This window comes from Paraburkholderia sp. IMGN_8 (assembly GCF_038050405.1).
GTDB lineage: Bacteria > Pseudomonadota > Gammaproteobacteria > Burkholderiales > Burkholderiaceae > Paraburkholderia.
The window spans coordinates 2,740,074-2,759,290 of record NZ_CP150901.1 but is presented as its reverse complement, the minus strand read 5'-3'; the positions used below and the strand labels follow the sequence as shown (position 1 = coordinate 2,759,290).

18 protein-coding genes and 1 pseudogene are annotated in these 19,217 nt (G+C 62.0%); 9 read left to right on the top strand and 10 right to left on the bottom strand.

All coding sequences use genetic code 11. The features are described 5' to 3' along the window. Positions 1–42: 42 nt before the first annotated feature. The gene (locus WN982_RS33560; RefSeq protein ID WP_341319499.1) at positions 43–951 is read left to right on the top strand and encodes an AraC family transcriptional regulator; all 909 of its coding nucleotides are present in this window, start codon (positions 43–45) and stop codon (positions 949–951) included. Positions 952–1,372: 421 nt separating this feature from the next. Here the strand turns inward: WN982_RS33560 and WN982_RS33555 are convergent, their stop codons facing one another. The 7 genes from WN982_RS33555 to WN982_RS33525 all read right to left on the bottom strand — a co-directional run bounded on the left by WN982_RS33555 (position 1,373) and on the right by WN982_RS33525 (position 7,078). After that, entirely contained in the window at positions 1,373–2,152 is a 780-nt protein-coding gene (locus WN982_RS33555) for an alpha/beta hydrolase (protein WP_341316318.1), read from the bottom strand. A 145-nt stretch (positions 2,153–2,297) separates the two neighbouring features. Beyond that, positions 2,298–3,347 carry an alpha/beta hydrolase gene (locus tag WN982_RS33550; protein ID WP_341316317.1) on the bottom strand — a complete coding sequence of 350 codons (1,050 nt, stop codon included), beginning with the start codon at positions 3,345–3,347 and terminating at the stop codon, positions 2,298–2,300. Positions 3,348–3,533: 186 nt separating this feature from the next. Next, positions 3,534–3,950: an organic hydroperoxide resistance protein gene (locus WN982_RS33545; protein ID WP_341316316.1), complete on the bottom strand. Its 417-nt coding sequence runs from the start codon at positions 3,948–3,950 to the stop codon at positions 3,534–3,536. Positions 3,951–3,974: 24 nt separating this feature from the next. Further along, the gene (locus tag WN982_RS33540; RefSeq protein ID WP_341316315.1) at positions 3,975–4,250 is read right to left on the bottom strand and encodes a hypothetical protein; all 276 of its coding nucleotides are present in this window, start codon (positions 4,248–4,250) and stop codon (positions 3,975–3,977) included. Between the two features lie 35 nt (positions 4,251–4,285). Continuing rightward, the gene (locus WN982_RS33535) at positions 4,286–4,510 is read right to left on the bottom strand and encodes a DUF4148 domain-containing protein (RefSeq protein WP_341316314.1); all 225 of its coding nucleotides are present in this window, start codon (positions 4,508–4,510) and stop codon (positions 4,286–4,288) included. Positions 4,511–4,811: 301 nt separating this feature from the next. Beyond that, a complete protein-coding gene (locus WN982_RS33530; protein WP_341316313.1) occupies positions 4,812–6,155 on the bottom strand; it encodes an epoxide hydrolase family protein in 1,344 nt (447 codons plus the stop codon). A 110-nt stretch (positions 6,156–6,265) separates the two neighbouring features. Further along, a complete protein-coding gene (locus tag WN982_RS33525; RefSeq protein WP_341316312.1) occupies positions 6,266–7,078 on the bottom strand; it encodes an SDR family oxidoreductase in 813 nt (270 codons plus the stop codon). 144 nt (positions 7,079–7,222) lie between these two features. On the opposite strand from WN982_RS33525, the gene WN982_RS33520 reads away from it, so the two are divergent. Beyond that, entirely contained in the window at positions 7,223–8,182 is a 960-nt protein-coding gene (locus tag WN982_RS33520) for a GlxA family transcriptional regulator (protein WP_341316311.1), read from the top strand. 694 nt (positions 8,183–8,876) lie between these two features. Further along, complete coding sequence (locus WN982_RS33515; RefSeq protein ID WP_341316310.1) at positions 8,877–9,761, top strand: methyltransferase domain-containing protein; 885 nt, start codon at positions 8,877–8,879, stop codon at positions 9,759–9,761. A gap of 115 nt (positions 9,762–9,876) precedes the next feature. Here the strand turns inward: WN982_RS33515 and WN982_RS33510 are convergent, their stop codons facing one another. Further along, positions 9,877–10,815 carry a LysR family transcriptional regulator gene (locus WN982_RS33510; protein WP_341316309.1) on the bottom strand — a complete coding sequence of 313 codons (939 nt, stop codon included), beginning with the start codon at positions 10,813–10,815 and terminating at the stop codon, positions 9,877–9,879. Between the two features lie 131 nt (positions 10,816–10,946). Here WN982_RS33510 and WN982_RS33505 point away from each other — a divergent pair, with 131 nt between their 5' ends. From WN982_RS33505 to WN982_RS33490, 4 genes are all read left to right on the top strand, one after another. Then, positions 10,947–11,798 carry a class I SAM-dependent methyltransferase gene (locus WN982_RS33505; RefSeq protein ID WP_341316308.1) on the top strand — a complete coding sequence of 284 codons (852 nt, stop codon included), beginning with the start codon at positions 10,947–10,949 and terminating at the stop codon, positions 11,796–11,798. Next, a complete protein-coding gene (locus WN982_RS33500; RefSeq protein WP_341316307.1) occupies positions 11,798–12,628 on the top strand; it encodes an MFS transporter in 831 nt (276 codons plus the stop codon). Before WN982_RS33505 ends, WN982_RS33500 begins: the two co-directional genes overlap by 1 nt. Before the next feature lie 288 nt (positions 12,629–12,916). Continuing rightward, the gene (locus WN982_RS33495; RefSeq protein WP_341316306.1) at positions 12,917–13,300 is read left to right on the top strand and encodes a hypothetical protein; all 384 of its coding nucleotides are present in this window, start codon (positions 12,917–12,919) and stop codon (positions 13,298–13,300) included. Positions 13,301–13,984: 684 nt separating this feature from the next. Further along, positions 13,985–15,205, top strand: a complete 1,221-nt coding sequence (locus tag WN982_RS33490) for a hypothetical protein (RefSeq protein WP_341316305.1) — start codon at positions 13,985–13,987, stop codon at positions 15,203–15,205. Positions 15,206–15,582: 377 nt separating this feature from the next. Here WN982_RS33490 and WN982_RS33485 read toward each other — a convergent pair. Together WN982_RS33485 and WN982_RS33480 are read right to left on the bottom strand one after the other, a co-directional pair. Further along, positions 15,583–15,777 (bottom strand): annotated as a pseudogene (locus WN982_RS33485) (OsmC family peroxiredoxin); the annotation flags it as partial. 117 nt (positions 15,778–15,894) lie between these two features. After that, positions 15,895–16,581 carry a hydrolase gene (locus WN982_RS33480; protein ID WP_341316304.1) on the bottom strand — a complete coding sequence of 229 codons (687 nt, stop codon included), beginning with the start codon at positions 16,579–16,581 and terminating at the stop codon, positions 15,895–15,897. 459 nt (positions 16,582–17,040) lie between these two features. Here WN982_RS33480 and WN982_RS33475 point away from each other — a divergent pair, with 459 nt between their 5' ends. Together WN982_RS33475 and WN982_RS33470 are read left to right on the top strand one after the other, a co-directional pair. After that, positions 17,041–17,331: a XapX domain-containing protein gene (locus tag WN982_RS33475; protein ID WP_341316303.1), complete on the top strand. Its 291-nt coding sequence runs from the start codon at positions 17,041–17,043 to the stop codon at positions 17,329–17,331. Beyond that, a complete protein-coding gene (locus WN982_RS33470) occupies positions 17,328–19,217 on the top strand; it encodes an amidohydrolase (protein WP_341316302.1) in 1,890 nt (629 codons plus the stop codon). The genes WN982_RS33475 and WN982_RS33470 overlap by 4 nt, the downstream gene beginning before the upstream one ends.

The window sequence follows — 19,217 nt, the reverse complement described above, 5'->3', positions numbered from 1 at the left end:
GGAGTCCTCGTGACGGCTGCCCACAACGCTGTTTCCGCAAGAATGGTGAGCCTGCTTCAGCGTCTGGCGCCGAATGAGGGATACACCCAGTCCGCGCTGGAGGGTGTGCGGTTCATGCGTTCCAACCGGCCGCTGGGGCGTACGCCCGTGCTGTACGAGCCCAGCATCGTGATCGTGTGTCAGGGACGCAAGTTGGGTTTTCTGGGCGAAGAGGTGTACGTTTACGACGCCCAGCATTATCTGATCCTGTCCGTGCCCCTGCCGTTCTCGACTGAAACCGAAGCGAGCGAGGCCGAGCCGATGCTGGCCGTGACGTTGCGCCTCGACCTGATCGAACTGACCGACCTGATTCTGGTGATCGATCGTTCCGGACGCCATCAGCAAGGCGCACCGCTAGGGATCGTATCGACGCCGCTCGAGGGAGACCTGGCCGAAGCGACCTTGCGCTTGCTGCAAGCCGTGAGCTCGCCCCTGGATGCCGAGGTGCTGGGGCCTGCAATCGTGCGGGAAATCTGCTACCGGGTATTGATCGGGGAACGAGGCGGAGCGATGAGGGCTGCGCTCGCGCATCAGGGCCGTTTCGGCAGGGTGGCGAAAGCGCTGCGTCGAATTCATACCGACTATGCGCAGTCATTAGATGTTAGTAGTCTCGCGGAAGAGGCGGGGATGAGCGTTCCCGCGTTTCATGTCAACTTCAGAACCGTCACACTGACCTCGCCGATTCAATACATCAAGTCGACGCGTCTGCATCAGGCGCGCTTGCTGATGATTCGCGACGGTTTGACGGCCGCCTCCGCGTCGGCGCGCGTCGGTTATGAAAGTCCCTCGCAGTTCAGTCGCGAGTTCAAGCGTTTTTTTGGACGCTCACCGGCCGATGAGGCTCGAGATATGCGGGCATCGTTCGCGCTATCTCCAGCTGCAAAGATCGACGATTTCGCCGCGTCTCATTGACTGATGACTTCGTACGCTGCCCTCGTTGACGGCGCTGGTGCGGATGTCATGGCGGGTGGGTCGCCGGTCCCTTCGGCTGCTCAAAGCGCTGTGGCGCGACTTTTGACCGGGGGGACCCGGTCCGCTTTGGGCAGGACTTGTGTCATTGGTGAAGCCTTCGCAAATGACAGGGTTGGGTCGAACTCGGTCGTTCATCGAACTGCCGTGTTCGGCCAACTACGGCCGTTGGCCCGCGCTTTCATACAGACATTCGAACGTCGGCTTTGCCCAGACAACGGACCTTCGTGCCGGGATACGTAACCGGCCTACCTCGCATGACGCTGGGTAGATCGGTCAACTCTTGTTTGGATTGTTTGTTGGCATGCCCTTGCGCTATGGAGTCCAATGCAACACCGCAACCAGTCAGAGCCAAATGCGACTGTTACTGGACTTTGCTTGCCGCTGCGATAATTGCGGCGGCAACCGCCTTCGGATGACTCAACATTGCGACGTGACTCGAATCGACATGTATCGTCGTTGCGCCGATCTGCTTTGCCGTTGCTTCCTCTGCTCGCGGATCGATCATACGATCCTGGTTGGCGACCACGAACCAGGACGGCTTTGTGTGCCACGCAGCGATGCTCACCTTGTCGTCCAGAGCACCCGCGAACCACGGTCCTTGCGTCGCTGCGAGGGTGCGTGCTTGCGCCGATGGCAAATCCTGGGCGAAATCATTAACCACCGCGTGGGTGGACAATGTCAGGAAGTTTGCGGAGTCTTTCCTCAGTTCGCCTGCCCAGGCCGGTGCCGGCTTGCCTTTCATCATGTCGTTGATCGATGCGCCGCTATCCGGAACGAGAGCGGCTACGTACACGAGTGCCTTGACTTTGTTGTCGTTGCCGGCTTGGGTGATCACAAAGCCGCCCCACGAATGGCCTACGAGCACAACCGGACCGGTTTGCTGGTCTATTACGCGCTTGGTCGCCGCCGTATCATCCGCAAGCGAGCTGAGCGGGTTCTGAACCGACACCACGTGAAGACCACGCGCTTCGAGCAGCGGGATCACCTTATCCCAGCTCGATCCGTCGGCGAAAGCGCCGTGCACAAGGACGACGTTCGTTCCTTTCAGATCCTGCGGCGGGGCAGCATTGGCCGCGTTCAACGAAAACACGCTGCCGAGCAACAACGCCGATGCGAGATATCTCTTCAACAGGCGGTTCATGACGGAATTTTCCTCAAAGGTGAGAGTGAGCCGTTAGCATTGCAGGCAGCCCGCGCGGAACGGGACGAGGTCAAATGACCGACGCCACCGCTGTTGGTCGCAAAGCCACCCGGGTTCTTGTCTTTAATGCGCCACACGTGGGCGCTTAGTAGCCGGCAACCTCGATCACTGCGTCCGCAAAGACCTTGGGCGCTTCCTGCGGCAGATTGTGGCCGATTCCGCCTTTGATGGTCCGGTGCGCGTATTTGCCCGTGAACTTCTTTGCGTAGGCCGACGGATCGGGATGCGGCGCGCCGTTGGCATCGCCTTCGAGCGTGATGGTCGGCACCGCGATAGTCGGCGCCGCCGCCAGGCGCTGTTCGAGCGCGTCGTATTGCGGTTCGCCCTGCGCGAGTCCCAGACGCCAGCGATAGTTGTGAATCACCACGGCGACATGATCCGGATTCGCGAACGATTGCGCGGAGCGGTCGTAGGTCGCATCGTCGAAGTCCCACTTCGGTGACGCGAGACGCCAGATGAGCTTGTTAAAGTCGTTGCGGTTCGCTTCGTACCCCGCTTGACCACGCTCCGTGGCGAAATAGAACTGATACCACCATGCAAGCTCCGCCTTCGGTGGAAGCGGCGCGCGGTTGGCGGCCTGGCTGCCGATCAGATAGCCGCTCACCGAAACCATCGCCTTGCAGCGTTCCGGCCACAGCGCGGCGATGATGTTGACCGTGCGCGCGCCCCAGTCGAAGCCGCCGAACACGGCCTTCTCGATCTTCAGCGCGTCCATCAGCGCGATGATGTCGACCGCGACGACGGCTTGCTGCCCGTTGCGCGGGGTGTCGGCGGACAGGAAGCGCGTCGGGCCGTAGCCACGCAGATACGGCACGATCACGCGATAGCCGGCGGCTGCGAGCAGTGGCGCGACTTCGGCGAAGCTGTAGATGTCGTAGGGCCATCCGTGCAGCAGGATCACGACCGGGCCGTCGCTCGGTCCCGCTTCCGCATAGCCGATGCTGAGCGCTCCGGCGTTGACCCGGCGAATGGTGTCGAATGATGCGACGCGCGCAGAGGCACTGACCTTGGCGTGGCTCGTGTTTCCGGCCGATTGCGCGTTGGCGAGTCCGCTGAGTCCGAGTTCGAGCAGGCCGACGCCTGCAATAGTCGTCTGCAGCAGGCGGCGACGGCGAGGATTCATCTCGTCTGGCATGGCCGTATCTCCTTTGAGATTGTGTCGATTAGTATTCGATGGGGCGCAGCGCGTGGAACGGTTGACCCATGGGACGCACGCGGATGCTTCGGCGATCGGGTGAAAGTCGGCGCGAATTGGCCTCCCAGATCACGCCGACCGCCGCTCATTCGTCAGGCGGAAGTTTCACCGCCCGCATCGCCGCATTCAGACCACCCTGATGACCACATCGATGTTCCCGCGTGTCGCCTTCGAGTACGGGCAGGTCTCGTGCGCAGTGCGCGCCAGCGCCTCGGCGACTTCGCGCTCCACACCTGGCAGGCTGACGTTCAGCCGAGCCTGCAGAAAGTAAGCGCCATCGGTGGTGCGCAGATCGACCTCGGCGTCGACGGCCGTATCGGGGGGCAGCGCGACCTTCATCTTCGCGGCCGCCAATCCCATCGCGCCGATGAAACAGGCGGACCAGCCGGCCGCGAACATCTGCTCGGGATTCGTCCCGCTGCCCGTCGATCCCGGTGCCGAGAGCCTGACGTCGAGGCGTCCGTCGGAACTGCGCGATGCGCCGTCGCGTCCGCCCGTGGTGTGGGTCTTGCCCGTGTACAACACTTTGTCGATTCGATTCATGATGAACTCCTTGCCGCGGCGGCATCAGTGACGCGAGTAGGTGGAAAAAGGATCGCGGGCCGCGAGCCGGGTACCCGACTGCGATGTCGTATCGGACATGCCGCCGAACGCCCGCGTGCCGAGATCGGCGCCGTCCTGATCGATGACGATGGTCTGGCTATTCGGACCGCGTTGCGATGCGGGCGCGCCTGCGATCGGGTCGTAGTGCGGGGCCGGACCGTAGCCGCTGCTGGCGAAGGCGGAGCCCGTAGCCGCTGCACTGGCTGCGATGAGGAGGGCGGCGATGAGATGCTTGTTCATGATGGATCCTCGGATAAGTGTGTAAATGAGCCGGTTCAGCTTCCGCGATAGAGCGTGCTGAGACTGGCGAGCTGGCCGTCCTGCTGCGCCTGCACCAATTCGTGGCGCACGTCGGCACGCGTCTTCGGCGACGCGCCGATGCGGCTCGTACCGGATTGCTCCGTCTGCGCGACAGTGGAGGTCGTGGCGCTCTCGGCGGCCTGAGCTGCGCCCGAAGCGGCGAATGCGGCAAAAGCCAAAGCGATGATCGAAGTTTTCATGCTGTTCTCCTTGAAACGATGAAGGTTTGGGAAACGCCCGGGACGCATCGGCTTCGTGGCAGCCCGTCGCAATCCGTCGTTGATGCATTTGAGCGCGCCGACGTATCTGGCGTGTGTCGTGAACCGGGCGTTTTGCAAGCCTGTGTATCGGCGGCTTCGTGGATACATTGCGATACGAAAAGCCCGCGAACGGCGCACTATTTCTGCCAATACCAGGCGCTTCATGTCAGGAGCGTGCTGAAATGTGGACTCCTGAAGCCGGTTGCTGCCGCGCATTCGTGCGACAGCAACCGGCGGGACCTCATAGTTGTCGGCGCAACGGTCTGAACGCCGCGCGGAGCTCCTCGGCGAAGAGCTGCGGTTGTTCCCATGCTGCGAAGTGGCCGCCCTTGTTCACCTCATGGAAATAGGTGAGTTTGGGATAACTGCGCTCGGTCCAGCTCCGCGGCGCCCGATAGATCTCGCCGGGAAAGACCGTCACTGCAACCGGGACCGAAATCTCGGCGGTCTTCTGTTCTACCGCGTTGAAGTTGTTGTTGTTGTTCTCCCAGTAGAGCCGCGCCGACGAGGTCGAAGTGTTCGTGACCCAGTACAGCGTGATGTCGTCGAGCATCTCATCCTTGGTGAGTGAGCGCTCGGGGTCGCCGCCGCTATAGGTCCAGGCCGCGAACTTGTCGTACATCCAGGCCGCCTGGCCCGCGGGCGAATCAGCCAGGCCGTAGCCCTCGGTTTGCGGGCGAGTGACCATCATGGCGGCATAGCCGCCGCCCTTTTTGTACAAGTTGGTGAGTGATTCGTACGCTGCCTTTTCCACCCCGGACAGCCTGGCCGGCACCGGTTCGCCATTGTTGAGTGCCTTCGCGACCTCCGGTGGCACCGTCGCAGGCATATTGACGTGAATGCCCAGCAGCCCCGCCGGAGCCTGACGCCCCATCGCATCCGCGACCACCGAACCCCAATCGCCGCCTTGAGACACATAGTGCTTGTAGCCCAGACGCTTCATCAGCACGTCCCACGCCCGCCCGATGCGATCGGGACCCCAGCCGGTGCCCGTCGGTTTGCCTGAGAAGCCATAGCCGGGCATCGAGGGGATGACGACATCGAAGGCGTCTTCCGCACGGCCGCCATAAGCCGTGGGATCGGTGAGCGGACCGATAGTCTTCACCAGTTCCAGAGGCGAGCCAGGCCAGCCGTGGGTGATGATCAGCGGCAGGGCGTTCGGGTGACGGGATTTCACGTGGATGAACTGAATATCGACGCCGTCGATCGTGGTCACGAACATCGGCAGGGCGTTCAGCCTGGCCTCCGCCTTACGCCAGTCGTAGTCCGTCCCCCAGTGCTGTACCAGCGCCTGGATCTTGGCCTCCTGCACGCCTTGGGATTGATCGGCGACCGTCTCCTTGTCAGGCCACCGCGTCGCAGCGATGCGGCGGCGCAGGTCGACGAGTGTTTCGTCCGGAACGTGGATGTGGAAGGGACGGATCGAGTCGTCTTGAGTCGCTGCGTGTGGTATCGCGGAAGGCTGATCCGAAGCCGGAACGGGCTGGGCGTAACTGACAGCAGCGGCCAGAGAAAGGGCGAGGGCAGCCGCGGCTGCAGTGGCGAACGAGCTGCGCCGGCTTTGCGCCGTCGAAACTATTGACATGGGGATACTCCTTGAAAAATAGTGCGCGACTTTGCGGCGCCCACGGTTACGTGCACCGTCTGCGTCAGCGTGTCGATACCGCTTTATTCGCGCGTTCGTTTCTATGCGTCCTAGGCGGTTCTTTCGTTATCAGCGGTGTAGCGGCGTGCGGGCGTGTTGGTCGACAGTTCCGGCAACATCGCCTGGCGCGCGGCTTCGAAGGCGTCCCACTTCGCGCCGTCGTGCAGGGACGGAATCGTGACGAGCTCGCCCCGATCGAAGCCGCTGAGCGCCGCGTCAACCATGTCGCCTGCGGACATGACGATGGCCGGATTGAGGTTCTCGAGCGGCAAGCCGCCGGTCTGCCAGAAATCGGTGGCCGTGGCGCCGGGCAGCACCGCCTGTACCTTTACGCCCTTGATGGCGAGCTCGTGATGCAGCGACTGGCTGAACGCCAGCACGAAGGCCTTGGTGCCGCCATACACGCCGTTCAGGATCTCCGGCGCGATGCCGACGATCGACGAGATGTTGATGATCGCGCCCTTGCCACGGGAGACGAAGCCCGGCACCGCGGCGTACGTGAGGCGGGTGAGTGCGGTCACGTTCAGATCGATCATCCGCGTCATGGCGTCGACATCGCTGTCGAGCAACGGTGTATGCGTGCCGACACCCGCGTTGTTCACGAGCAGCGCGATGCTCGCGTCTTCCGTCAGCTTCGCTTCCACCGTGGCGAGTGAAGCCGGGGCATTGAGATCGGCGTCGAGGATCTCGACGGACCGGCGCGTTCCGTTCGTGATGCGTTCGGCGAGACTCACGAGCCGGTCGCGGCTGCGCGCAACCAGGATCAGATCGTAGCCGCGTTTTGCGAGCCGCTCGGCATAGACCGCGCCGATGCCCGTGGATGCGCCCGTAATGAGCGCCGTACCCTGATGTGCTTGCGTCATGATGTACTCCGGTTGGAAGTTCGTTGGTGATTGCGTAAGGCAATTGTGGTCCGGATTGACGCCGACGCAAATGACGTATATGGTCGTGATTCAGGACATCTCTTCGCAGCGGATGTTTGACTTGATGAACAGCGGAGGGCCGACGTGCACCGGATCGGATATTTGCTGAGCGATGGCTTCCAGGTGATGGCGCTCGCTTCACAGTCGGTTTTCGAATACGCGAACGTTGTGGCGGGCGAAGCCTTCTACAGCGTCCAGACCTTTTCGGTGGCGGGCGGCGACGTGCGCTCCTCGCTCGGCATGTCTGTCGGCACGCGGCCGCTTGGCGGTCGCGCCGCGATCGACACGTGGATCGCGGCAGGCGTCGACACGCCGCTTACCTCGCCGCCGTCCGCCGAAGTGCTCGCGTTCCTGCGCAAGGCGGCTATGCGCGCGCGACGCATCGCCGGCATCTGCACAGGCGGTTTTGTACTGGCTGAAGCGGGGCTGCTCGCGAACCGGCGCGCGACCACACATTGGGCCTATGCCCGCGAGATGATGAGCCGGTTTCCGGACATCCGTGTCGAGGAAGATCGCATCTACATTGTCGATGGGCCAATCTGGACATCGGCGGGCATGACCGCCGGCCTCGACCTCGCGCTCGGGATGGTCGAGAAGGACCTCGGCGCCGATGTGGCGCGTTCGGTCGCGCACAAGCTCGTGATGCATCAGCGGCGCTCGGGTGGCCAGTCGCAGCATTCGGAAATGCTCGATCTCGCGCCAAAGTCCGACCGCATCCAGAATGCGCTGAACTATGCGCGCAAGAACCTGGGCCGGCCGCTCACCGTCGAGGAGCTCGCGAGTACGGCGCATCTGAGCCCGCGGCAGTTCAGCCGGGTGTTCGCCCTGGAGACGGGACAGTCGCCCGCGAAGGCGATCGAAGGGCTGCGGCTCGAAGCCGCGCGGCTGATGATCGAGAAGAGCCGGCACACGCTGGAAGTGATCGCGAAAGAGACGGGGTTTCGCGATCGTCGGCATATGCGCGAAGCGTTCATGCGCGGGTTTGGCCTACCGCCGCAGGAGGTGCGGCGTGAGGCTCGCGCCGGTGATCGGATCGGTGTTTAGGTGGGTGTGGGAAAGCGCCCCCCACCCCTCCTCATTGAATTTCGGCATGCGCAGATAGCAGGCGGAGAAACCCTGCCGACAAGCTCGGCGGGTGCACCGCCCTTCTGTTGCGCCATCATGCCGCCTGCTCCAGTTTGATCACGCCGGCGGCGCATCGTCGATTACTACGTTGTCCATCATCGCCAGAATGGGCAGAAAGCGATTGGCGACCTTAACATGCGCCTGAGTTCTACTTGCTGGACGTAGCTATCTGCTGCCGTCCAAAAGTGTCTGGCGACAGACACTCGAATGTCGGCTTGGCACCAGGAGGCTGCCATCTAAGAGGCGCGCGGTCGACCGTCCGGAATGGGGCGACTCCGGACCGGCGATGATCGTCCGAGGGCGTTGAAGTTTGTTCAATGCCTGCCGTTGTACGCACGACCGTGAGCCCGTCGTGACGCGTGCGGGCAGGCAACGAACAACCTGATGAAGTAAGCCGCGGAGTGCCCCGCTGTAGTCGGAGTCTTGCACGGCTACTGTCATCGCAACGTCTAATGATGAAGACGAAAGGACCAGGCGCCACGCGTCGCTGGCCACGGTGCGAAGACGCACATGATCAGCTACGCGGAGACGGGCGGCGCGGCTGTGCAAGACAACCCCGACGCAGCGAAGCGACCCTGCAGCCAGCCTGCGAGGGCGCGTGCGATCAGCCATAATGGACATGGCACGCTTCGGTCGGTTGACCTATCCTTCCCAAAGGAGCGCCATCGACCCGGACGCTTTGAATGCCGTTTGCAACGGGACGGTGCCTGCCGAACTGGAGGTCGCCATGTCCACCCAGGTCGATCGCAGCGAGCTCGAAAGCAAGGTCCAGGCGATGTACTGCGACGTCGCCGAGAATCCGCACGGCGAATTCCACTTCGAAATGGGCCGTGCGCTGGCCGAGCGGCTCGGCTACCCGACGGCCGACCTGGACCTCGTCCCCGCCGAGGCCATCGATTCGTTCGCCGGCGTCGGCTACTTCTTTTATCTGCTCGACGAGATGGAGGACGCGCGCGTGCTCGATCTCGGCAGTGGCTCGGGCATGGACACCTTCGTCGCCAGTCTGTTGACCGGACCGACGGGTATGGTGATCGGACTGGATATGACCGATGCCCAGCGCGCCAAGGCCGAAGCGCTTCGCCGACGCCACGGCGTGCGCAACATCACTTATGTCAAGGGCTACATCGACGCCGCGCCGTTTGAAGATGGCTGCTTCGACGTAGTGATCAGCAATGGCGTGATCAACCTTGCCGTGGACAAGCCCCATGTGTTCCGCGAGGTGGCGCGGCTGCGGCGCCCGGGAGGCCGGCATGCGATTGCCGACATCGTGACCGATGTCGATCTGCCCGAAAGCATTTCATGCAACACGACCCTGTGGGCAGCCTGCATCGGTGGTGCGTGGCAAGTCGACCGCTACAGGCAGGCGATCGAGGCAGCCGGCCTGCACGTCGTCGCGCAACACGTCAACGACCAGTATCGCTTCCTGTCTGACAACGCCCAGCGGGCAATAGAGAAATTCGGCGTCAGGAGCGTCTCACTACGTGCGGACAAACCGTGATCGGCTCCGTCTTCGATTTCACAATGTCTCCGCGGGGGCGCAAATGTCGCCAGATGACGCGTCGGCGACGACAGGAAAACATCACCCTCTTTTCCGCAACCCGGCACGCCAATAGTCATCTTGTACCCGGGACTTTGCCATGGCCTGCCGGGCGGCTCTTCACGTGATCGATGAAGGCGCGCAGCTTCGGCATGATCTGCCGGCGGCTTGGATAGTAGAGAAACACTCCCGGTATCACCGGCGCGAACGGTTCCAGCACGTGCACCAGTTTTCCCGCTCTCAACCCTTCAGCGGCCATCGGCTCAGGTAGCTGGGCAAGGCCTATACCTTCGACTGCCGCGCCAAGCATGGTGGGAAAATCGTTGGCGATGAGGGGGCCGGATACGGCGATCTCGATCGCGTGGCCGTTGTCGTTGAACGACCATAGCGCGAGCGCGCCGCTGGATCGCCGCCATCGCAAGCATGCGTGTTGGCGCAGATCGTCCGTGTGCCTGGGCCGGCTGCGCCCTGCGAAGTAGGCCGGGCTGCCGACGACGATGAGACGAAACGGGGGCGTCAACGGTACGGCGACCATGTCGGCGTCGACGAACTGACCCAGCCGGATACCGGCGTCGAACCCTTCCGCTGCAAGATCGATCAGCTCCTCGCTTGCGGCGATCTCCACTTCGACCTCTGGATAAGCCCGGCAGAAGGATGCAATCAGTGGTTCCAGCAGGATTGGCACCACCGCGCGCGGCACGGAAAGCCGCAACAATCCGGCGGGCCGCTGGCCAAGTCCGCGCGCAACCTCACTAGCGGCGACAAGCTCCTCGAAGGCAGGCTTTGCGTGCGAAAGAAACCGTTCGCCGGCTTCGGTCAAGCCGACACTACGTGTGGTGCGTATGAAGAGCGCTGCGCCAATGCGCGCTTCAAGTACGCGCACTGTCTGGCTGACGGCCGACGGTGTCACCCCGAGTTCCGCGGCTGCCCGGCGAAAACTGCGATGCTGGGCAACGCTCAGGAACACCTCCACGCCATCGAGCGCGCCCTGCCTGACTGTGAAGTTCTGCTTCATAGCCCGTCAACATTGTGATGAATAGTCGCTCGCGAGAGGCCATGGTACACCTACGCCTGCAGATGAGGAGTCACGCCGATGTCGACTCGCAAGCCCTGAGCAATCCGCTAAGACCGTGGAGGAACCTTGCAATGACTGATGCACTTGATGGCGTGCGCGATCACTATCGCGCGACCGGCCTGACCGAGCGGCTGAAGATCGCGCTCACGGTCCTTGGGCCGGAGGATCAGCGGCTCACACCGCAGCAACTGGGCGCCCTCGACCAGTTTCACACCCGTGGGCTTGCTGCCACTGCCGAGCTTGCCAGATTGGCCGGGATCACCGCCGACATGTCGGTGCTGGACGTCGGTTCGGGCGTAGGCGGGCCGGCCCGTTTTCTGGCTGCAACCTATGGCTGCCGGGTGACGGGTATCGACCTCAGCGAACCGTTCGTGGATGCCGCACGCTATCTCACCCAGCGCACAGGGCAGAGCGAACAGGTGTCGTTTCATACCGCCAGCGCGCTGGAACTTCCCTTCGACGGCAGCCGTTTCGACGCCGTATTGCTGCAGCACGTGGCGATGAACATCGCCGACCGCGCACGGCTTTACCGGGAGATCGAACGCGTGCTGAAGCCATGCGGCAGGTTTGCGACGTTCGACGTCGTCGCAAACGGCAGCGAACCGTACTACCCCGTTCCCTGGGCGCGAACGCCGACAACAAGCTTTCTCCTGACGGCCGATGCAACGCGCGAGGCGATCGAACAAGCAGGTTTCCGCACGCTGGCATGGCAAAACGACACCGAGGCCGCCAAGGCCTGGATTACCCAACTGCGTGCGTCGGGGCCCCCGCCCTCGCCAAATCTCGGCGTGGTGATGGGGCCGGATTTCGCACAGCTTACCAACAACCTGGGGCGAAATTTCCTGGAAGGCCGACTCGGCATTCTCACTGCGGTGTTCGAGGCCGCGCCCACGAAGACCCGGATTCACATGGAGAACCGCTGATGGCCGCCGCCCCTATTCCTGCTGGTATCGTCCCGCCGCGTCCCGCCTGGCGCAGCCTGCTTTGGATCGTCCCGCTGACGGTCCTGTGGATTGTGTCGATCTACTGGCAGCCGATTATCCCGGCTAGCGGCGTTCCGACCACGGCCCACCAGCTGACAGCCCATGGGCTTATCGCGGTCGGTTTGTGGCTCGGCCTCGAAAGCACGGACCTGACTCCGGGCCAACGCCGCACGACCTGGCTGGCGGTCATGATCCCAGACACGCTTTGGTTCGCTGTCGCCTGGAGCGCAGCGATCAATGGCGTCTTCCGCACGGGCGCCTCACCCTTGCCGTTGTTGCCGTTGGCGATCTTCCTGCCGGTGATGATCGGCGCGCCGCTGTTGCTGTTGTCGAAGCGGGTGGGGCAGGTGCTCGATGCAATGCCGGCGACCTGGCTTGTCGCTCTTCAGCTTTACCGGGTATTCGGCAGCTGGGCTCTCGCTGCCTGGCTGCATGGGGTGGTGCCCGGCGTGTTCGCGTTGCCGGCGGGAATTGGCGATGTGTTGACCGGCCTGTTCGCCGTGCCGGCGGCAATCGCCGTGGCGAGCGGTACAGCTCAAGGGCGGAAGGCGGCGATCGCCTGGAACCTTTTCGGCCTCGCCGACTTCGCCGTCGCGATTACCTTGGGGTTGATCACCTCGCCCGGCCGGTTCCAGTTGATCGTTCCGAGCGTGTCGAGCATTGGCGCCGGCGCTTATCCGGATGTGCTGACCCCTGCTTTCGTGGTGCCAAGCTCGATCCTGCTGCACGCGCTGTCGCTGCGCCAGCTGATCCGACGACGCGCCGCATGATCTCCTTCCTATCCTTCAATGCGCCAGACAACACCGGAGCGCAACCATCTTGCATGAGACCAGAGTAAGTGCTCTGCATGGGACCGGAGTAACGCGCTATGGGACCAGAGTAAGCGCTAAAGCGCCAACTCTGGTCGACACGCGAACTCCGGTCGACAGCTAAAGCGCCAACTCTGGTCGACAGGAGGCAACATGTCACCGGAACTTCTCTTCCAATTGCATCTCGTTCTCGGGTATGTCGCGTGGCTGCTTTGATTCCGCGTATACGTCTGGCCCAGGCTCAAGTCGATGGACCCATTCGAAGCGCAACGCGCCATCGCCACCTTGCATAGCTTCCGTTTCTTCGGGCTGGTCTTCATCCTGCCGGGCATCGTCAGTCCCGATCTGCCTGCCAGCTTCGCCGTGTTCGCCGCATACGGTGACTTCGCAACGGGAGTTCTGGCGATGCTGGCGCTACTCACAGCACGAATACGCCCACTCTTTTGGTTGTTCGTCGTAGCCTTCAATCTTGTGGGAGCGACCGACCTCATCCTCGACTACTACCACGCTACCCAGGCCGGTCTTCCTGCGCGTGCGGGAGAGCTGGGCGCTACGTACGCGATTCCGATCATCTACGTGCCTGTGCTGATGATTACGCATGTTGCCGCCTTCTATCTGCTGCTGCGCCCTTAGCTCAAGGCGGCCCGGAGCTATTGATCTTTCAGAATGGCTTTGACAGATGCGGGCCAGGGAATATTCCGTTGGGTCCAGCCTGTACGCCTTCCCGAGGTTGATATGCGCTTCGGCGTAGTCGCTGTTTCGCGAGATGGCATTCTGAAAGTCGCGGATGGCCTTCCGACGGACCCCCTGAGCCCCGTCCCTGCCTTCGCTGCGCAATTCTACGAAACGCGGGGGTCTACTTTTATCGGCCGCCCTCAGCATACGCAGCACTCATCGACGTGGATGCAAGTCCGGAAATCCAGACAGTCCATTGCGCGATTTTCTGGAAATGCAGACGCGCACGCGCCTCGCCGTTCAACGACGCCTTTGTAATCAATCCACCGGCGAACGGTCGAACCTGGCATCAACTTTGCAACAATTCATGCCCGCAGGACCCGGTCGCCGGCAGGACGCAAGTGATCCGTTTGATTGCGGCGAAACGTAAGGTTTTATGGAGCATTTCGACGGCACGAGTGATTGCGACATGCAATACGTACTTCTACGGTACTTCTGAGGATCTCTCTGCTAGCGTCATCAACGGTGAGGTCATTTGTCGTCAAGCTCGTAAGTAGACCTGGCTGGGTAGTAGGGCTTCACTAGCCAAAGGTTGTTTGCCACGCTTTATTCCCACAACCATTAGAACGTTTGGAGACGAAAATGAAGTTGCAGAGAATGTTAGGTATTACCGTGCTGAGTGCGTCACTTCTGACCGCTTGCGGAGGCAGCGTCAATTCTTCAGGAGTGCCGCATGTCGTCGCAGACATCGCGATACCCGGCGCAGGTCCAGGCGTTAACTTTTCGTTTGACCTGGGCGATATCAGCGGGGGGCGCTTCTTCTTTACGGACCGCAATAACGCGGCAGTGGATGTGATCGACATCGCGAGCCAGAAACTCGTTGCCCAGATCAAGGGGAGCGGGGCGTTGGCCTTTGCAGGTGCAGGTGCGAGGCCAGCGCTGTCCGGACCTGATGGAATCAACGCCGTGGGAAACCTTCTGTACGTTGGCGATGTGAATTCGGTGAAGATTGCCGATCCGGCGACAAACACAATCGTCAAGAGCATCACCGTGAGCACGGGTGGCGTCCGGGCAGACGAAGGATGTCTGGACTCGGTCCACAATGTTTACATGATCTCGAGTCCGGAGGAAGCAACGCCATTCGCGACGTTCATCGACACACAGACGCAGACGATTTTGGCTAAGGTCACCTTCTCGGACGCAGGAGGAGCGCCTTCGGCAGGTCTTGAACAGTGCCGATATGACGCCGCAAGCGATACATTCTTCGTCAACAACGACGGAAGCACTGCCAATCCGCATGGTGAACTCATCAAGGTTCCCGCGGCCTCGATCCGAGCGATTCCGCGCGGCGCAACGGTCAATTACACCGACCTCGCTGGCGCTGCCGCGTATCCTCTCGGCAATTGCGATCCCACCGGGCTTGCGCTCGGACCGGGTACCGACGCCGCGGTAGGCTGCCGCGAGGCGACGGCGGGAGCACCGCTCCTCGTACAGATCCTGAATCGCTCGTCAGGTGCTTTGGTGGCGTCTCTCAATGCTGGCGGAGGAGATGAAATCCAATATGATGCAAAGTCCAATCGCTACTATAACGCTAGCTATCGCTGGACGGCGACGGGTAACTCGGTCGGCTCCGCAGGCTGCTCGGCTGCGGCTCCCTGTACGCCGGTCCTGACCGTTATCGATGCGACAGCGCGCACGGTGGTCGCTCGAGTGGCAACGGGAAACAACACCCATTCGGTGGCGGTTGACCCTGTGTCCGGTCTCATCTTCATGCCGTACTCCGCGGCCGGCACTCCGGCAGGATGCGCGACCTGCGTCGCCAACAACTTTACAAACGGCGGAGTGCTGGCCTTCCAGATGTAATCCAATCATTGCCGTTGTACCACTGGCGTTGCCTTATACGCGCCAGTGGTTCTCCCACGTCTACATCGGGCGAACATCTCAACGTGACGGCGCCCGCGCGTTTGTTCACCACCTCAACCCGCTGAAAGCCCCCCATCCAGACAGCCATTCGGTGAGCACGGAACTCGATGGGCTGCTGATGACCGCAATGGTCGAGAACGTGCCGGCGGCCGCGGCGGCACGAATGACCGTTGGACCTCGAAAGCTGCCGTTGACGCGGTGCCGGCTCCAACGGCGGCTGGGGGGCGACCTGAGCCGGTCGTCATCCGGCTCCGTCTGGGAGCAGACCATCGGGTTGCACGTCCTGCATCGTGCGAGTGAGTCTGCAATGCCGCGCATCAATCAAAATATGTTTGCATGGTGGTGTCAATACGCGTACCTCGCTTGATGAGCAGCCTGACGGGGGTTTTCTCGCAGATTTCGGCGAGGCGGGCGCGCTGGCTCTCATCGAAGGCGGCATCGACGGACACGATACGCCGGACATATCGGCTACGGTCCCGGTCGACGTGCAATTCCACATCGACGACGATGCGGCCGCGGGCCTCCCAGCGCCGTCCACGGACCAACGTCACTTTGTACTGCGTCACACCTTAAAAGGTGGCGCCGGATAGCCGGCGTGACCCAGCATGGTGAAGCGCGTTTGCGGCAGGCTATCCGGCGTGCACGGGTGCAAGTGCCTCATGCGCACCCGCCGTGCGCTGCGGCGCCTTGTGAACCATCGTGTACGCATAGTCCACGCCCATGCCGTACGCGCCGGAATGCTCCCTGACGATGGCCATTACCGCATCGTATGTCTCCTTGCGAGCCCAGTCGCGTTGCCACTCCAGCAACACCTGTTGCCACGTCATCGGTACGACGCCCGCCTGGATCATGCGCTGCATCGCAAAGTCGTGCCCGTCTTTCGACGTGCCGCCTGACGCGTCGGCCACCATATAGATTTCGTAACCGCCTTCGTCCATGGCGCACAACGCGAAAGTGTTGTTGCAGACTTCAGTCCACAGGCCCGAGACTACAACCTTCTTGCGTCCATTGCCGGCCAGCGCGTCACGCACCTTCTGGTCATCCCACGAATTCATCGACGTACGTTCGAGCACCTTCTGCCCCGGAAACACATCCAGCAGTTCCGGGTACGTGAAGCCGGAGAAGCTCTCAGACTCCACCGTCGTGATGGTGGTGGGAATGTTGAAGACCTTTGCCGCCTTGGCGAGGCCTACCACGTTGTTCTTCAGCACCTGGCGGTCGATCGACTGGACGCCGAACGCCATCTGCGGCTGCTGATCGATAAAAATCAACTGACAGTTTTCAGGTGTCAGCACTTCAAGTTTTGGGTTGCTCATGATTTGACTCATCCAATCAATCGATAGGTCGGACATCTTCAAATGGTCGGACATCCGATCATGAACGGCATCTAGAAAGAAGTGCCGGGGGTAAGGACCTCATCGGTGAGAAACCGTGCATGTTGCACAGCGCAAGTCGTGTCGCGAGGATCAACGTGCGCGAATGCTATTGGCACCATGGCGGGTGTACGGAGAAGACTAGAAATCCAGCGGTGAAAAATCAAGCGGTTCTCGCTGCCAACGCATGGCGGCATCGAGCTACCTCGCGAATTTGTAGCTTCCTGCATACAAACACGCATGCGTGGACAGCCCAGATTGCTGGCGGGACTGGTTCAAATGAACTACTTTTCATTCATGCTGAGGCGGCGTATTGCAGAACTCTGGGCCGTGGCTTCCTGCCAACCGCCTTGTCCCGATTTTTGAGATCCTTCCAAGCCGCAACGTCAAGGAGGCAAGCCGATGAAGCTCTATCTTTTTTCACTGCTCGCCGGTGTGCTGGTGGGCGTGATCTATAGCCTGCTTCACGTGCGCTCGCCAGCGCCGCCACTCGTCGCGCTGGTGGGGTTACTCGGCATTCTCGCTGGCGAGCAGATCGTCCCGGTCGCGAGGCAGATGCTCTCGGGCAACGCCTTCCACACTGCCTGGCAGGAGTCGAAGTGCACCCAGCACATGTTCGGCTCATTGCCGGGACGTCATACAGGCAACACGACGATTGGCGCCACCACGACCTCACCGGAGAAGCGCTCATGAACCAGCACGCCGACACAGTGGAACTGATTCTTCATCACGGCCGCTGTACGACGCTCGACCGAAGCAAGCCCGAGGCCAGCGCGGTGGCGATCCGGGATGGTGTCTTCACGGCGGTAGGCAATGACGCCGACATCCTGCCGCTCGCGGGCGATACCACACAGGTGATCGATCTGAAGGGGCAGCCCGTGCTGCCGGGTCTCATCGACAATCATCTGCATATCATTCGCGGCGGCCTCAATTTCAACATGGAGCTACGCTGGGAAGGCGTGCGCTCGCTCGCCACGGCCATGGCGATGCTCAAGCACCAGGTGGCGATCACCCCGCCGCCGCAGTGGGTGCGCGTGGTGGGTGGGTTCACGGAGCATCAGTTCGACGAAAAGCGCCTTCCCACGATCGACGAGATCAACGCTATTGCACCGGACACGCCGGTGTTCATCCTGCATCTGTATGATCGCGCGATCCTCAATGCTGCGGCGCTGCGCGTGGTGGGCTACACGAAGGACACACCCGAGCCACCGGGAGGCGAAATTGTGCGTGACCGGGCTGGCAACCCGACAGGCCTGCTGCTCGCCAAACCGAACGCCGCCATTTTGTACGCAACGCTTGCCAAAGGCCCGAAGCTGCCATTCGAGTACCAGCTCAATTCCACGCGCCATTTCATGCGGGAACTGAACCGCCTGGGCGTGACTGGCGCGATCGACGCCGGCGGCGGCTACCAGAACTATCCCGAAGACTACGCGGTAGTCCAGAAGCTGTCCGACGACGGCCAGCTCACGATCCGGCTTGCCTACAACCTGTTTACGCAGAAGCCGAAGGGGGAAAAAGAAGACTTCCTGAACTGGACGAAGACATCGACCTACAAACAGGGTAACGATTACTTCAGGCACAACGGCGCGGGCGAGATGCTGGTGTTCTCGGCCGCCGACTTCGAGGACTTCCGCCAGCCGCGCCCGGACATGCCCGCCGAAATGGAAGGCGAACTGGAAGAGATCGTGCGCGTTCTCGCGCAGAACCGCTGGCCGTGGCGACTGCACGCCACCTACGACGAAACGATCAGCCGCGCCCTGGACGTGTTCGAGCGCGTGGACCGCGATATTCCTCTCAAAGGCCTGAACTGGTTCTTCGATCACGCGGAAACCATCACGGACCGCTCGATCGATCGCATCGCCGCCTTGGGCGGCGGCATTGCCGTCCAGCATCGGATGGCGTACCAGGGTGAATACTTCGTCGAACGTTACGGCGCGCAGGCGGCCGAAGCAACGCCACCGATTGCACGCATGATCGAAAAGGGCGTCAGGGTGTCGGCGGGCACCGACGCGACGCGTGTCGCCTCGTACAACCCGTGGGTGTCGCTTGCCTGGCTCGTAACGGGACGGACCGTTGCGGGCATGAGGCTCTACCCGCAACGTAACTGCCTTGACCGTGAGACTGCCCTGCGTATGTGGACCGAGAACGTCACGTGGTTCTCGAACGAAGAAGGCAGAAAAGGCCGAATCGAAGCCGGGCAGTTCGCGGACCTGATCGTGCCCGATCGCGACTACATGTCGTGCCCCGAAGCCGACATCCCCGACACGACGTCGCTGCTGACTCTGGTAGGCGGCAAGATCGTGTTTGCCGCCGGACCTTTTGCGGAGTTTGATTCACCGATACCGCCTGCCATGCCCGACTGGTCGCCGGTGCGTACGTACGGTGGCTACGCCGGCTGGGCCGCGCCGCAAGGCGGCAATGGCGCGCCGCTGCAGCGCGTCGCTGCGCAGCTTTGCGGTTGCGCGAACGCATGTAGCGTGCACGGCCACGCGCACGCGCGTGCGTGGTCAAGCAAGATACCGGTATCGGATCTGAAAGACTTCTGGGGTGCGCTCGGATGCGCTTGCTGGGCGGTATGA